This is a genomic window from Streptomyces sp. JL2001, from assembly GCF_050917515.1.
Lineage (GTDB): Bacteria > Actinomycetota > Actinomycetes > Streptomycetales > Streptomycetaceae > Streptomyces.
In genome coordinates, this window is the sequence record NZ_CP169421.1 from 5,848,620 (window position 1) to 5,863,229 (window position 14,610).

General features: G+C 69.8%; 12 protein-coding genes and 1 tRNA gene. 4 read left to right on the plus strand and 9 right to left on the minus strand.

Features of this window, described 5'->3' with window-relative positions; all coding sequences use genetic code 11:
* Nucleotides 1–6: 6 nt before the first annotated feature.
* Nucleotides 7–1,806 carry a bifunctional metallophosphatase/5'-nucleotidase gene (locus ACE1OA_RS26090; RefSeq protein WP_432753472.1) on the minus strand — a complete coding sequence of 600 codons (1,800 nt, stop codon included), beginning with the start codon at nucleotides 1,804–1,806 and terminating at the stop codon, nucleotides 7–9.
* Between the two features lie 134 nt (nucleotides 1,807–1,940).
* Between ACE1OA_RS26090 and ACE1OA_RS26095 the strand changes: the two genes are divergently transcribed.
* From ACE1OA_RS26095 to ACE1OA_RS26105, 3 genes are all read left to right on the plus strand, one after another.
* Nucleotides 1,941–2,615 (plus strand): SIMPL domain-containing protein, encoded by a 675-nt coding sequence (locus ACE1OA_RS26095; RefSeq protein WP_356778756.1) that lies wholly within the window; start codon nucleotides 1,941–1,943, stop codon nucleotides 2,613–2,615.
* Nucleotides 2,616–2,771: 156 nt separating this feature from the next.
* Entirely contained in the window at nucleotides 2,772–4,208 is a 1,437-nt protein-coding gene (gene pyk / locus ACE1OA_RS26100) for a pyruvate kinase (RefSeq protein WP_356603400.1), read from the plus strand.
* Nucleotides 4,209–4,261: 53 nt separating this feature from the next.
* The gene (locus ACE1OA_RS26105; RefSeq protein ID WP_432753473.1) at nucleotides 4,262–5,215 is read left to right on the plus strand and encodes a DUF4331 family protein; all 954 of its coding nucleotides are present in this window, start codon (nucleotides 4,262–4,264) and stop codon (nucleotides 5,213–5,215) included.
* 42 nt (nucleotides 5,216–5,257) lie between these two features.
* Here ACE1OA_RS26105 and ACE1OA_RS26110 read toward each other — a convergent pair whose 3' ends face one another.
* Together ACE1OA_RS26110 and ACE1OA_RS26115 are read right to left on the minus strand one after the other, a co-directional pair.
* On the minus strand, nucleotides 5,258–6,040 hold the full coding sequence (locus ACE1OA_RS26110) for a helix-turn-helix domain-containing protein (RefSeq protein ID WP_356603396.1): 783 nt from the start codon (nucleotides 6,038–6,040) through the stop codon (nucleotides 5,258–5,260).
* A gap of 112 nt (nucleotides 6,041–6,152) precedes the next feature.
* Nucleotides 6,153–6,227, minus strand: a tRNA-Leu gene (locus ACE1OA_RS26115).
* A gap of 97 nt (nucleotides 6,228–6,324) precedes the next feature.
* Between ACE1OA_RS26115 and ACE1OA_RS26120 the strand changes: the two genes are divergently transcribed.
* A complete protein-coding gene (locus ACE1OA_RS26120) occupies nucleotides 6,325–6,978 on the plus strand; it encodes an ANTAR domain-containing response regulator (protein ID WP_356603394.1) in 654 nt (217 codons plus the stop codon).
* A 93-nt stretch (nucleotides 6,979–7,071) separates the two neighbouring features.
* Here the strand turns inward: ACE1OA_RS26120 and ACE1OA_RS26125 are convergent, their stop codons facing one another.
* From ACE1OA_RS26125 to ACE1OA_RS26150, 6 genes are all read right to left on the minus strand, one after another.
* Nucleotides 7,072–7,788, minus strand: coding sequence for an ABC transporter ATP-binding protein (locus ACE1OA_RS26125; RefSeq protein WP_356603392.1), 717 nt, complete (start codon nucleotides 7,786–7,788; stop codon nucleotides 7,072–7,074).
* A complete protein-coding gene (locus ACE1OA_RS26130; protein ID WP_432754097.1) occupies nucleotides 7,785–8,825 on the minus strand; it encodes an ABC transporter ATP-binding protein in 1,041 nt (346 codons plus the stop codon). Before ACE1OA_RS26130 ends, ACE1OA_RS26125 begins: the two co-directional genes overlap by 4 nt.
* 5 nt (nucleotides 8,826–8,830) lie before the next feature.
* Nucleotides 8,831–10,579 carry a branched-chain amino acid ABC transporter permease gene (locus ACE1OA_RS26135; RefSeq protein ID WP_356778760.1) on the minus strand — a complete coding sequence of 583 codons (1,749 nt, stop codon included), beginning with the start codon at nucleotides 10,577–10,579 and terminating at the stop codon, nucleotides 8,831–8,833.
* A 5-nt stretch (nucleotides 10,580–10,584) separates the two neighbouring features.
* Nucleotides 10,585–11,517, minus strand: coding sequence for a branched-chain amino acid ABC transporter permease (locus ACE1OA_RS26140; protein ID WP_356603388.1), 933 nt, complete (start codon nucleotides 11,515–11,517; stop codon nucleotides 10,585–10,587).
* 106 nt (nucleotides 11,518–11,623) lie between these two features.
* The gene (locus tag ACE1OA_RS26145) at nucleotides 11,624–12,859 is read right to left on the minus strand and encodes a branched-chain amino acid ABC transporter substrate-binding protein (RefSeq protein ID WP_356603386.1); all 1,236 of its coding nucleotides are present in this window, start codon (nucleotides 12,857–12,859) and stop codon (nucleotides 11,624–11,626) included.
* Nucleotides 12,860–13,307: 448 nt separating this feature from the next.
* Nucleotides 13,308–13,796 (minus strand): hypothetical protein, encoded by a 489-nt coding sequence (locus ACE1OA_RS26150; RefSeq protein WP_432753474.1) that lies wholly within the window; start codon nucleotides 13,794–13,796, stop codon nucleotides 13,308–13,310.
* Nucleotides 13,797–14,610 lie beyond the last annotated feature (814 nt).

The window sequence follows — 14,610 nt, forward strand, 5'->3', positions numbered from 1 at the left end:
CGCTCCCTAGAAGACCGGCACACCGTCCCGGGTCAGCTTCCAGTCCACCGAGGCGAACTGGCCCGGGTCGACCGTCCCCTTCGCCTTCACCCACTGGATGATCGTGTTGCGGATCTCGTCCGAGTTCGCCCACAGCTGCTTCGCGTTCGCCACGTGCGGGAACGCGCCGCCACCACTGGCCCGGTAGTTGTTCACCGCCAGCACGAACTCCGCCGCCGGGTCGATCGGCTTCCCGCCGAACGACAGGTTCACGATCCGCGAACCCGCCGGCTTCGCGATGTCGATCTCGTACGTCACCCCGTACACGGCGTCGTAGTTGTAGTCCGGCGTGCCGCCGGCGTTCGTCAGCTTCGCCGTGTCCACCGGCGCGCCGGCCGGCGTCTGGACGTAGTAGCGCGCCGAGAACTCCAGGTAGTCCTTCACCTGGGCGCCCGTCATCAGACGCGCCTCCAGGGTGTTCTCGAAGACGTACAGCCCCGCCGCGTCCCGGATCGTCACCTGACCGGCCGGGATGGCCGCCGTACGGGAGAAGCACGACGCCTGGGACAGCACCGGCAGCCCGGCGTACGCGCCACCCGCCAGCGCCTCCTTCACCGTCTCCGCCTGGACGTGGTTGATCAGGTCGATGATCGGCTCGTCCTTCCACGGAGCCTTGACCGTGGTCATGGCCGCGGTCGACGCGCCGATGATCTGGTTGACGTACGCGACGACCTTCTTGTGCTCGTCCGCCAGCAGCCCCGTGATCTCCGGGTCCTCCGCCACCGTGTTGGAGTTCAGGACCTGCGCGGCCACCTTCTCGACCGTCCAGCGGCCCTTCTCCCACACCAGGTCGAAGTCGAACAGCGTCAGCCGCTGCCCCCACTTCAGCGGCTCGGACAGCACGACGTCCTTGCCGGTCTCCTTGTTCTTCACCCGGTACTCCGGGATCTCGGTGTGCGCGTGCCCGACGAGGATCGCGTCGATGCCCGGCACCTGCTCGGCGACGAGACCGGCCGCGTTCTCGATGTGCGGGAGCTGGTCACCGTACGAGGACGTCCCGCTGGAACCGGAGTGCGCCGACACCACGACCACGTCCGCACCCATCGAACGCAGCTTCGGCACCCACTTCGCCGCCTGCTCCTCCAGCCCCGGGAACACCATCTTCCCGGTGACGTTGGCCTTGTCCCAGATCGCGATACCGGGGTTGGTCAGGCCGAGTATCGCCACCTTCACATCCCGGCCGTGCGGGGTGCACAGACGGTGCATGCTGTACGGCGGGAACGCCGGCCGGAGCGTCTTCGCGTCCAGCGCGTTGGCCCCCAGCAGCGGGAAGTCGCACTGCTCCTCGAACTTGCGCAGCACCGGGATGCCGTAGTTGAACTCGTGGTTGCCCAGGGCCGCGGCGTCGTAGCCGATGGCGTTCATGGCCTGCGCCATCGGGTGGACCGGCCCGCCCTTGCGCGTGATCGGGTCGACCTTGGCGTAGTAGTACGACAGCTGGGTGCCCTGGATCGTGTCACCCGCGTCGATGAGCAGCGTGTTGCGGCGGCCCTTGAGCGCGCGGACCTGGTCGACCAGCGTCGAGATCTTGGCGAGGCCGACGTCGTTGTGGGCCTTGTCGTCGAACTCCTTGTCCGTGAAGTAGTCCCAGTTGAAGACGTTGCCGTGCAGGTCGGTGGTGCCCATCACGGTGAAGGAGTACCGCTTGGCCGGATTCGGACGATGTCCGTGGGCCTGGGCGGGGGCGGCGGCGACCCCCGCGGACAGGGCGGCTCCCGCCCCGACGACGGCGGAGCTCTCCAGGAACGTCCGACGGTTCAGCGGCATGTGTTCTCCTTGGTTCAGTGGTGCACAACGCGCGTAGATTCTGGCTCAGACCGCACGTCGGCAACAGACCTCGCGGGTTACGGAGTGGGAAAGTGTTCGGAAGCCGAGCCGTCGACCACACCAGGGAGCCCCCAGTGACGACCGCACACCACCCGACCCCGGAAGCACCGCAGGTGACGGTCCGCGGAGAGGCACGCCTGGAGGTCGACCCCGAGGTCGCCCGCATCGCGATCACCGTCAGCGCCCGCGGCACGGACCGCGCCGCCACCCTCGCCGACCTCACCCGACGCAACGGCGAGGCCCTCGCCCTCGTCAGGTCCTACGGCGACGCCGTCGAGAAACTGGAGACCGGCACCCTCTCCCTCGCACCCGAGCCCGCCCGCCACGGCCGGGGCGAACGCGTCCGCGCCTACCAGGGCCGCGTCCACCTCACCGCCGAACTCAACGACTTCACCGCCCTCGGCGAACTCACCACCCGCCTCGCCGACCTGGACCAGACCCGGATCGACGGCCCGTGGTGGGCCCTGCGCCCCGACTCCCCGCAACACGCCGAGGCCCGCCGCCGCGCCGTGGGGGAGGCCGTCCAGCGTGCCCGCGCCTACGCGGAGGCCCTCGGCACCGGCCTCGCCGCACTCCTCGAACTCTCCGACACCGGACTCGTCCCGCCCTCCGCGCCCATGGGCGGGGCGCGCATGTCCTTCGCGGCGGAAACCGTGGACACCCCGCCCGCCATGGACCTCGAACCCCAACGCCAGACCGTCACCGCCGAGGTCGCGGCCCGCTTCACGATGAACCCGCCGAAGCTCTGAAACCCGGACGGCGACCCCTCTTCCCACCCCGGAGAACGCTCATCGGAGCACCCGCCCGCACATATTCAAGACTTGTCAACAACCTTTCACGCAAAGGTTGTTGGACAGTCATGCCGAGCCCGCTCACTACCCATCGGTAAGCCCTAGGCTCGAACCATGCGCCGAGCCAAAATCGTCTGCACCCTGGGACCCGCCACCGACTCGTACGACCAGATCAAGGCACTGGTCGACGCCGGAATGGACGTGGCCCGGTTCAACCTCAGCCACGGCACCTACGCCGAACACGAGGAGCGCTACCAGCGCGTACGCAAAGCCTCCGACGAATCCGGCCGCAGCGTCGGCGTCCTCGCCGACCTTCAAGGCCCGAAGATCCGCCTCGGACGATTCCGCGAAGGCCCCGTACTCCTTGAACGCGGCGACGATTTCACCATCACCGTCGAACCCCACGAAGGCGACCGCCACACCTGCGGCACCACCTACGACGGACTCGCCACCGACGTCACCACCGGCGAACGCATCCTCGTCGACGACGGCCGCGTCACCCTCGAAGTCACCTCCGTCGACGGCCCCCGCGTCCACACCCGCGTCATCGAAGGCGGCATGGTCTCCGACCACAAGGGACTCAACCTCCCCGGAGTCGCCGTCTCCGTCCCCGCCCTCTCCGAGAAGGACATCGACGACCTCCGCTGGGCCCTCCGCACCGGCGCCGACGTCATCGCCCTCTCCTTCGTCCGCAGCGCACGCGACATCGAGGACGTCCACCGCATCATGGACGAGGAGGGCCGCCGCCTCCCCGTCATCGCCAAGATCGAGAAGCCGCAGGCCGTCGAGAACATCGAGGAGATCGTCGCCGCCTTCGACGGCATCATGGTCGCCCGCGGCGACCTCGGCGTCGAAATGCCCCTCGAACAGGTACCGATCGTCCAGAAGCGCGCCGTCAAACTCGCCAAGCGCAACGCCAAACCCGTCATCGTCGCCACCCAGATGCTCGACTCGATGATCGACAACTCCCGCCCCACCCGCGCCGAGGCCTCCGACGTCGCCAACGCCGTCATCGACGGCACCGACGCCGTCATGCTCTCCGGCGAGACCAGCGTCGGCAAATACCCCATCGAGACCGTCCGCACCATGAGCCGCATCGTCGAAGCGGCCGAGGAAGACGTCCTCGCCAAGGGCCTCCCCCCGCTCACCGAACGCAACAAGCCCCGCACCCAGGGCGGCGCCGTCGCCCGCGCCGCCGCCGAGATGGGCGACTTCCTCGGCGCCCGCTTCCTCGTCGCCTTCACCCAGTCCGGCGACACCGTCAAGCGCCTCTCCCGCTACCGCTCACCCATCCCCCTCCTCGCCTTCACCCCCGACCCGGCCACCCGCTCCCAGCTCACCCTCACCTGGGGCGTCGAGACCTTCCTCGGCCCCCACGTCGACTCCACCGACGCCATGGTCGCCCAGGTCGACGAACAACTCCTCCGGATCGGCCGCTGCAACAAGGGCGACATCGTCGTCATCACCGCCGGCTCCCCGCCCGGCGTCCCCGGCTCCACCAACCTCGTCCGCGTCCACCACATCGGCGAGGACGACAGCCCGAAGGAGTGACGCCCGCGGCCCCGTCGCCGCACGACACCCCACCAGGCCGCCAAGGTGACGCCATGTCACACCACCTCAGCGGACCCCACCTGCGCTCCCCCCTGGACGACGCCCGCCTGGACCTCACGGACCTCTTCGCCTTCACGGTCCCCGGCGGGCGCACCGCCCTCATCATGAATGTCAACCCCCTCGCACCCAGCGGGGGCACCGCCTTCCACCCCGACGCCGTCTACCGCATCAACGTCGACACCGACGGCGACGACCAGGCCGACATCGCCTTCAGCTTCACCTTCTCCACCCCGGCCGACGACGGAGAACAGACCCTCACCGTCCACCGCGCCACCGGCCCCGAAGCCCGCGCCCACGAGGCCGCCGGAACCCCCCTCTTCATCGACGCCCCCGTCTCCTTCGGCCGCGAACTCTCCGTCAGCGAGGCCTTCAACTACAAGGTCTCCGCCGGCCTGCGCAGCGACCCCTTCTTCGCCGACCTGGACGGCATCCTCGCCGACTTCCAATGGACCGGCACCGACTGGGGCGCCGACAAGAACGTCTTCGGCATCGCCCTGGAGATGCCCGACTCCGAACTGGGCGACGACCCGGAGATCGGCGTCTGGGCGCGCGTCAGCGTCCACCAGGACGGCGACCTCGTCTCGGTCGACCGCGGCGCCCACCCCTCCCTCACCGCCTACCTCAACGCCGACGCCGCCAAGGCCGCCTACAACGCCGGCGAACCCGCCGACGACCGGGCCACCTACCTCACCCCCTGGAAGGCGGCCCTCGCCCACACCGGCGGCTACACCCCCGAAGCCGCCGAGGAAGCCCTGCGCACGGTCCTCCCCGACATCCTCCGCTTCGACCGCACCCACCCCGCCGCCTACCCGAACGGCCGCACCCTCGCGGACGACGTGACGTCCGCCCGCCTCGCGATGATCTCGAACGGCCGCATCCCCACGGACCACATCGGCCCCCACACGGACCTGCTGCCGCACTTCCCGTACCTGGGGACGCCGCACTAGATCCGGTGGCGCCGCACTGGATCCGGTGGCGGGGTCCCGTCGTCAGTGCTTGGGGCCCACGTGCCGGTCCATGAGGGCGACGGAGGCCTTGCGGGCGACGGAGACGTTGAGCGGTTCACCGTCGCGGGTGAGGGTCGTCCACCGCACGCCCACGCGGTCGAGCGCCTCGCAGAACAGCCCGCGGATGTCGTGCGACCTGTTGGTGAACAGGTACCGGGGGTACTCGTACCGCTTGGGCCGGCCGTCGACGAGCCGGGTCGTCCAGTTGGTGACCCGGCACCCGTCGGAGTGGACGAGGCCGCGGACGAACGCCCACGGATGTTCGTCGACGATCTCCCGTTGCCAGGCGTCGAGCACGATCGGCCGCTCGTGCTTCCGGCCCGGTCCGTGCTGGGGGAAGAGGCACGTCCAGTGGCGGCCGTAGCTGGTGACCATCACGCACCCCTGCTTCCGCAGGACGCAGACACTGCCTCGGGGGCGGACCGACATGATCGCCTCGCGGCACGCCTCGATCAGTCCGGGCCAGGCGTCCGCGCAGGCGATGCGGAGGTGGTGGCCGCCTCGGGGATGGTCGCTGATGCAGCCGTCGCCGAGATAGAGCCCCAGGAGGTAGGAGTACGCGGCCGGGTCGTCCGGTGGTCCCGGTGACGGGCGGCACCTCGGGCACGGTTCGGCCTGCGCGCCGATCCGCGGGAGGGGTTCGAGTCGCTCGCGCCAGGCGCGCACGGCCTGGCGGGAGATGCCGGTCTGCCGGCTCACCGAGTTGAGGCTGTGTCCGGCGGCGATCAGGGCCAGGGCTCGCTTGCGCGTCTCGAGGTCGTACACGAGGGCGAGCCTCGCCGACGACGGCCTCGCCCGGCGCCCCGTCCGGGAGGGGTTCACCGATGTGAGTGAAGGGCCGACCTCTGGGGCGGTAACCTTGGATTCGAAGGAAAAGTGCCCCAGGTGGGATTCGAACCCACACTGTCCGCTGTTTGAGAGCGGCCTCTCTGACCAGTTGGAGTACTGGGGCCTTGGAAAGGCAGGACCACGGAGGCCCTGCGGATCACCACTTTACAGGAGCTAGGTAGGCTCAGGGGAGCAGTACCTGCCCGCAACGAGGAGCCCCCGTGACCGCCCCCGAGTCGCCCCAGCCCGCCGCCGACGACGACAAGTCGCACGTCCCGCCGCTGACGACCCGTGTCGTCATCGCCGAGGACGAGGCCCTCATCCGCCTCGACCTCAAAGAGATGCTCGAAGAAGAGGGCTACTCGGTCGTCGGCGAGGCCGGCGATGGTGCCCGGGCCGTCGAGCTCGCCCGGGAGCACCGGCCCGATCTGGTGATCCTCGACGTCAAGATGCCCGTCCTGGACGGCATCTCGGCGGCCGAGAAGATCGCCGGCGAGTCCATCGCCCCGGTCCTGATGCTCACCGCGTTCTCCCAGCGCGACCTCGTGGAGCGCGCGCGGGACGCCGGTGCGATGGCGTACCTCGTGAAGCCGTTCAGCAAGAGCGACGTCGTGCCGGCGATCGAGATGGCGGTCTCGCGCTTCTCGGAGCTGAAGGCGCTGGAGCAGGAGGTCGCCGACCTCTCGCAGCGTCTGGAGACGCGGAAGCTGGTCGACCGTGCGAAGAGCGTGCTGCAGACGCAGTACGGCCTGACGGAGCCGGCGGCGTTCCGGTGGATCCAGAAGACGTCGATGGACCGCCGGATGTCCATGCAGCAGGTCGCCGAGGCGGTCATCGAGGACGCCGAGGAGAAGAAGGCCGCGAAGGGCCAGTAGGAGGAACGTGCGACGTCGCGGGTGTCCGTGACGCGAGGAAGGCCCGCCCCACAACGTTGTGGGGCGGGCCTTCCGTTCGTGTGGGCCGGTGGCCTACTCCTCGCCGAGGTACGTCTTGCGGACGTCGTCGTTGTGGAGGAGGTCCTGGCCGGTGCCGGACAGCTTGATCGTGCCGACTTCCAGCACGTAGCCGTAGTCCGCGAGCGAGAGCGCCGCCTGGGCGTTCTGCTCGATGAGCAGGATGGTCATGCCTTCGGCCTTGAGCGTGGCGATGGTCGACATGATCTTCTGCATCATGATCGGGGAGAGGCCCATGGAGGGCTCGTCGAGCATGAGCAGCTTGGGCTGGGACATCAGGGCGCGGCCCATGGCGAGCATCTGCTGTTCGCCGCCGGAGAGGGTGCCGGCGGCCTGCTTGCGGCGCTCTCCCAGGATGGGGAAGAGGTCGTAGGCGCGCTCGACGTCCTTCTCGATGCCGTCCTTGTCCTTGCGGAGGAAGGCTCCGAGCTGGAGGTTCTCGGCGATGGTGAGGCGGGGGAAGATGTGCCGGCCCTCGGGGGAGTGGGCCATGCCGAGGGAGACGACCTTGTGGGCGGGGATGCCGTTGAGCTCCTGGCCGTCGAAGGTGATCTTGCCGCTGGTGGGCTTGATGAGCCCGGAGAGGGTGCGCAGGGTGGTGGTCTTGCCCGCGCCGTTGGTGCCGATGAGGCTGACGACCTGGCCGGCTTCGACGGAGAAGGAGATGCCCTTGACGGCCTCGATCTTGCCGTAGGCGACCCGGAGGTCCTCGACCTCGAGGAGTGCGGTCACTTGGAGTCTCCTTCCTTCTTGGTGCTGTCCGCGTCGTCGGACGCGGTCTCCGGGGTGGTGTCCGGAGTGTCGGCCGGGGCCTCGTCGGCCGGGGCTTCGGGGGCCTCGTCCTCGGGGGTCTCGTCCGTGGCGGTGTCGTCGGTGGCCTCGGGGGAGGTCTCCGGCTCGGCCGCTGCGCCGGCGGTCTCGGCGTGGGCTTCGGCGGCCTCGACCTCGGCGGCCTCGGCGGCGCCGGGGGCGCCTTCGAAGGGCTCGCCCAGGTAGGCGGCGACGACGCGCTCGTCGCCCTGGACGACCTCGGAGGTGCCTTCGACGAGCTTCTCGCCCTGGACCAGCACGGCCACCCGGTCGCACAGGTTGAAGATGAACTTCATGTCGTGCTCGATGACGAGGACGGCGATGCCCTTGTCGCGGATGGCGAAGACGAGTTCCTCGGTGGTGCGGGTCTCGTTCTGGTTCATGCCGGCGGTGGGCTCGTCGAGGAGGAGCAGGCCGGGGTCGCTCGCGAGGGCGCGGGCGATCTCGAGCTTGCGCTGCTCGCCGTAGGGCAGGTTGCGGGCGAGGTGCTCGGCCTTGGAGGCGAGGCCGACGAACTCGAGGAGTTCCATGGCCCGCTCGCGGGAGGCGGCTTCCGCCTTCTTGAAGCCGGGGCCGCGCAGGAGCGCGGACCAGAGGCCCTCCTTGGTCCGGGTGTGGCGTCCGACGAGGACGTTCTCCAGGACCGTCATGTTGGAGAAGAGGCGGATGTTCTGGAAGGTGCGGGCGATGCCGGCCTTGGTGACGAGGTGCGGCTTGGGCGGCAGCACGGTGCCCTTGTAGCTGACCTGTCCCTCGGTGGGGACGTACAGGCCGGTCAGGCAGTTGAAGAAGGTCGTCTTGCCGGCGCCGTTGGGGCCGATCAGGCCGACGATCTCGCCCTCGCGGACGGTGAGGTCGACGTCGCGGACGGCGGTGAGGCCGCCGAAGCGCATCGTGACGCCGCTGGCGTCCAGGACCGTGGCGGCGTTGGCCGTGGTGGTCGTGGTGGTGGTCGTCATGGCGTTCACGCCCCCGCCTTCGCGGTGCCGACGCCCGACTCGGCGGATTGCCGCTGTTCGGGTACGTCGGGCTGTTCGTCGTTCTCGTGGAATTCCAGCTGCGCCCGCTTGTTGGCGATGAGGCCTTCGGGGCGGAAGCGCATGAGCAGGATGAGGGCGATTCCGAAGCCGAGCAGCTGGTAGTCCTGGAGGAAGGACAGCTTGGCCGGGATCAGGAAGAGCAGTGCCGCGCCGAGGATCGGGCCGCGGACGGTGCCCATGCCGCCCAGGATGACGGCCGCGAGGAGGAACGCGGAGTTCGGCGGCACGGGGCCGGCGAAGACGTAGTTCTCGGGGACGACCGTGGTGTTGACGTGTGCCTGGATGGTGCCGGCGAGGCCGGCGAGGGTGGCGCCGAGGGCGAAGGCGATGAGCTTGACCCGGAAGCCGTTGATGCCCATGGCGGTCGCGGCGGTCTCGTCCTCGCGGATGGCGACCCAGGAGCGGCCGATGCGGCTGTTGGCGGCTCGCGAGAAGATCACGATGACCAGTGCCATCACCAGCAGCATGAGCAGGTAGTAGTTGGCGTAGGCACCGAGTTCGACGCCCAGGACGGTGTGGGACTCCCCGAAGTTGTAGCCGAAGAACTCCAGCTGCGGGATGTTCGGGATGCCGTTCGGGCCGTTGGTGATCTGCGGGCCGGAGACGCCGTCGAGGTTGCCCATGGCGATGCGGAAGATCTCTCCGAAGCCGAGGGTGACGATGGCGAGGTAGTCGCCGCGCAGGCGGAGCGTCGGGGCGCCGATGATGACGCCGAAGACGAGCGAGGCGAGCGCGCCGGTGAGGACCGCGGCCCAGAAGGGGAACTGGACCCCGAAGGCGGAGGAGGTGGCTCCGGAGACCAGGGCGGCGGTGTAGGCGCCGACGCCGAGGAAGGCGACGTAGCCGAGGTCGAGCAGGCCGGCGAGGCCGACGACGACGTTCAGGCCGAGAGCGACGGTCGCGAAGATGAGGATGTTGACCGCGATCAGGGTGTAGGTGTCGCCGCTCTGCTGGATGAACGGGAAGGCGATCGCGGCGGCCATCGAGGCGATGATCGTGACCTGGCGGTTGTTCGCGGTGATCGCGGAGACGCGTGCGACGAGCCCGGACTTGAGGAGGGCGGTCGAGGCGAATCCGACGATGATCAGGTACGCGATGAAGAGCTGCGGCTCGCTGTCCTCGGTGTCGATGCCGAAGGTGATCACGTAGAGGCCGAGCGCGAACACGCCGGCGATGATCAGGATTTCGGCCCAGGAGGGCAGTGCCTTGGCGGGGGCCGCCTTGCGGGTGTCGTCGGGCAGCTTGTACGCGGCGACGGCCGGGATGGCGGAGGCGACGACGGCGAAGCCGGCGCCGGGCTCCAGGTCCACCAGCGCGCCCAGTTCCCAGACGATGGAGATCGTCGTGAACAGGGTGGTGGCGAAGGTGCCGAGGGCCAGGATCCACAGGGCCTTGCGGGAGCCGGCGGGGGTGAGCCAGCCGAAGCCCTTGACGCCGAGCGCGGCGAGCGCGTGGACGGCGGTGAGGACGCCTCCGACGAGGGTGAGGAGCTGGAGGGGCGCCGGGTAGCCGTAGATCGTGAGGTCACCGGGGAAGTCGGTGGTCCACGTCCAGGCGAGGAAGGCGCTGACGATGGTGGCGACGGAGCCGCCGAGGATCGTGTAGAGCAGGCCGGCGGAGGCGATGTTCTGCTTCGCCGGGGCGAGGGTCTGGGCCGTGGTGTCTGTGGTCATGGTTCTCACGCCCGATCCGCGACGCGCTCGCCGAGCAGGCCTTGGGGCCTGACGAGGAGGACGACGATGAGGAGTACGAACGCCCAGACGTTGGACCAGGCTCCACCGCCGAGCTGCTGCATGCCGGGGATGTCCTCGATGTAGGCGATCGAGAGGGACTCGGCGAGGCCGAGGACGACGCCGCCGACCATGGCTCCGTAGATGTTGCCGATGCCGCCGAGGACGGCCGCGGTGAACGCCTTGAGGCCGAGGATGAAGCCCATCTCGAAGTTGATCTGGCCCTTGTCGAGGCCGTAGGCGACGGCGGCGACGGCGGCGAACGCGGCACCGATGGCGAAGGCCATGACGATGATGCGGTCGGTGTTGATGCCCATCAGCTTGGCCGTGTCGGGGTCCTGCGCGGTGGCCTGCATGGCGCGGCCGCTGCGGCTCTTGGAGACGAAGACGCCGAGGGCGAGCATGCAGAGCGGGGCGAGCACGAGCACGAAGGCGTCGGCGCGCTGGATGGAGAGGCTCTCGGTGAGCTGGAAGGCGTCACCCTTGAACTCGGGGAAGCTGACGGCCTTCTTGGCGTCCGGGTAGAACTGCCAGACGAGCTGCTGGAGCGCGATGGACAGGCCGATGGCGGTGATGAGGGGGGCGAGCCGTGGTGCGCTGCGCAGCGGTCGGTACGCGAACCGTTCGGCTGCGGTGGCGACGGCCACGGAGGCGATCGCGCCACCGAGGATCATGAGCGGGATCGCCACCAGCAGAGAGGTGCCGCTCGGGAGAGCGGTGTAGGTGGTGAGGGCGCCAAAGCCGCCGATCATGAAGATCTCGCCGTGCGCGAAGTTGATGAGCTGGACGATGCCGTAGACCATGGTGTACCCGATGGCTATGAGGCCATAAAGGGCACCGAGGGCAAGGCCGTTGGCCAGCTGTTGCGGCAGTTCGTTCACCGCAGGGCCTCCGATGAGCGTGTCGGATAAGACTCCGCGCGAGGGCGCTGTTTGCGCCCTCGCGCGGCTTGGTTCATTTGGTCAGGACGAGGTCAGAGCGTGGGGACTACTGGTTGAAGGTGTCGCTCTTGACGTCGATCCACTTGCCGCCCTCGACCTTGTAGACCGTGAGCTGCTTGTTGGTGGTGTCGCCGAACTCGTCGAAGGAGACCTTGCCGGTCACACCGTCGAACGAGACCTTGCCGAGCGCCTCGGTGACCTTGGCGCGGGCGTCGGTGGGAACCTTGCCGCCGTTGGCGGCGACGACGGCCTTGACGGCCTGGATGATCGCCCAGCCGGCGTCGTAGGAGTAGCCGCCGTAGGCCGCGTACGCGTCCTTGTAGCCGGCCGCCTTGTAGTCGGCGATGAACTTCTTGGCGGTGTCGAGCTTCTCGACCGGGTAGCCGATCGAGGTGGCGAGGTCACCGTCGTTGGCCTCGGCGGACGCGGCGATGAAGGCCGGGTCGTAGATGCCGTCGCCACCCATGGTGGGGATCTTGGCGCCGGTCTTCTTGATCTGGTCGGAGAGCAGGCCGCCCTCGGGGTACTGGCCGCCGAAGTAGACGGAGTCGGCGCCGGAGGCCTTGACCTTGTCGGCGGTGGAGGAGAAGTCGGTCTCCTTCACGGTGACGTGGTCGGTGCCGACGACCTTGCCGCCGAGGCGGGTGAACTCGGCGGAGAAGATGGCCGCGAGGCCGGCGCCGTAGGTCTGCTTGTCGTCGACGACGAAGACCTTCTTCTTGCCGGCGTCCTTGAAGAGGTACTGGGCGGCGAACTTGCCCTGGACCACGTCGGTGGCGGCGGTGCGGAAGTAGGTCGGGAAGGGGCGCTTGAACTCGCCCTTGCCCCAGTTGTCACCCTGGCTGAGCGAGGGGTTCGTGTTGGCGGGGGAGACCTGCGCGAGGTTGGCCTGCGCGAAGACGCCCTGCATCTGCTGGGAGACGCCGGAGTTCAGCGGGCCGACGACGCCGAGGACGTCCTTCTTGCCGACGAGCTTGGTGGCGTTGGCCTGACCGGAGGCCGGGACGGCCTGGTCGTCGAGGGCCTCGATCTTGAAGGTGACCCCGGGGACCTCGTTGTTCTTGTTGGCGGTCTGGACCGCCAGGTCCACGGAGTTCTTGATGCCCTGGCCCAGCGCGGACAGCGAACCCGTGAGCGGCGCGTCGACGCCGATGACGACGGTCGTGGTGCCCTTCGAGTCGTTGTTGCTGCCGCCCTTGTCGTCGCGCGAACCGCAGGCGGAAAGGGTGAGGGCCCCCGTGGTGATCACGGTGGTGAGGATGAGCAAGGAACGACGTCGCACGATGAATCCTTTCCCTGGCGCGGCCCCCTCGAGCTGAGGCGGTGCCGTGAAGCTGTGTAGCTGGAGGTGCCGTTTGTGAGTGGCCGGGCCGTACTGGGGTGACTGGTGGTACTGGGCCGTGCAGCAGACGCGCCCGGCGGCGCGGTGACTGGCCGTGACTCTAAGCGCAGGTGGGGGAGGTGGGGAGCGGGGAGGTCAGGATGTGACTGTCTTGTTATCGCGAGGGGGAGAGGAGGTGCGCAGGGGGTGGGCAAATCGGGGCATATGGGTCCGCAACATCGTGTTCACATAGTGAGAACGCGCAGTTCCGCTAAGGGGCTTGAGCAGATCACGCTCCTGTCGGCCCCGATTCACCGGCTGTCCGGATACCGGACAGGCCCTCCCGTGCCAGCGGACGGAGTGCCCGCTGTCCTGCGCGGCTTGATCGGTGCGCGGATGTCACGGAGCGTCACGGGGGCGGGGTCGGCGACTGCCGGGAGGGCGGCCGGGGCGACGGACCGGACGGGGTGCCGGACCCGGCGCCGGTGACGGAGGGGGAGCCGGTCGCGGCCTCGGGGGGCCGCCAGTTCTCGGAGCTGCCCGTCGCCCCGTTCGACGCCTCGCAGCGACGGCGCGTCTCACGGTCGATCCCGGCCAGCGCGGCGTCCCGCCCCTCGGTGCGCTCGGCCGCGCGGGCGTGCGCGAGCACCAGGTCGTGGATGCCCAACTGCTCGTTGGACAGGCCCTTCTGCTCCCAGTCCAGTCCGGCCCATTTGCCGCCCTTGAGAGCCTCTTTCGCCCAGTACGACACCAGGCTGGTGCAGATGTCCGCCGGCGTCGACGTGCGCGGCTCCGGATCCGCGCCCTCGGCCGAGCAGGCCGGGACCGCGGCCAGCAGTCCGGCGGCCAGGGCCGCGCGGAGGCCGGTCCTGACCGAGGTGCGCGTGGAGAGCCCCATGGAGGGCACGCTAGGGGACGGGGCGGGTGGGCACAACAAGCCTCCGCCTCACGGCAGTTGACCGCTCGACGCCAGGGGCGGGCGGGCTTCGCCGTCGCGCCGGGGCACGGGGGTGCCGAGCTGGGCGGATGTGCCGGGAGGGGCGTGTGTGGCGGCTGCCGCAAGGCGCGGGGCTCGCCGGGCCGGACGGGTGCCGCCGTGCGGTCCGCGTCCGGTCCCGGGGCGCGGTGGCCGGCGCCGTACGGGCGTGGACGAGGGCTGCCCGTACGGCGTGAGGGCGGTGTCGGTGCCCCGCGCGGGCGATCCGGGTGCCGTCGGCGGGACAAGAGGGGCTGGGGGTGGTGGTGTTGGCGGCGATGCTCGGTGACGCCCGAGCCGGCCGGGACGCCGGGGGAGGTGTCGGGACGCCTCGCGGCTCGCGCCGCTGCCGCCGGCCGGGCGCTCGGGGGAGTTGACGTCACGGGCGGGGTGCGCGGGCCGCCGGCGTCCGGCCCGGGTCGCGGTGTCCGGAAGGCGGCGTGTTCCGTCCGGAAACCGGGACCGTCCCTCCGTGGGGCGACGTCCGGAAGCCGATCCCCCGCGTCCGGGAGGCGGTGTTCCGGGGTCCGGCGCGCGGAGCGGGCCGAGGGGTCCGGGAGAGGGGCGGCGCGGCCCCGTGCGGCCGCCGGAGGACGTGAAGGCCGGCGGCGTCCCGGCCGCCGCGCCGGTGACTCCGGGTGACGAGCGCGGCCCGATCACCCTCGTGATCCGGCCTCGTCGTGCCCGATTCGGGGCCGGCGTCACCCGGACCCCGCCCGGTTCTCCCTTCATCCGG

What these genes read in the sequence shown, in the direction of transcription:
- ACE1OA_RS26090 (WP_432753472.1), bottom strand. Translation starts at nt 1,806, where the DNA reads ATGCCGCTGAACCGTCGGACGTTCCTGGAGAGCTCCGCCGTCGTCGGG.
- pyk (WP_356603400.1), top strand. Translation starts at nt 2,772, where the DNA reads ATGCGCCGAGCCAAAATCGTCTGCACCCTGGGACCCGCCACCGACTCG.
- ACE1OA_RS26105 (WP_432753473.1), top strand. Translation starts at nt 4,262, where the DNA reads ATGTCACACCACCTCAGCGGACCCCACCTGCGCTCCCCCCTGGACGAC.
- ACE1OA_RS26130 (WP_432754097.1), bottom strand. Translation starts at nt 8,825, where the DNA reads ATGACGACCACCACCACGACCACCACGGCCAACGCCGCCACGGTCCTG.
- ACE1OA_RS26135 (WP_356778760.1), bottom strand. Translation starts at nt 10,579, where the DNA reads ATGACCACAGACACCACGGCCCAGACCCTCGCCCCGGCGAAGCAGAAC.
- ACE1OA_RS26150 (WP_432753474.1), bottom strand. Translation starts at nt 13,796, where the DNA reads ATGGGGCTCTCCACGCGCACCTCGGTCAGGACCGGCCTCCGCGCGGCC.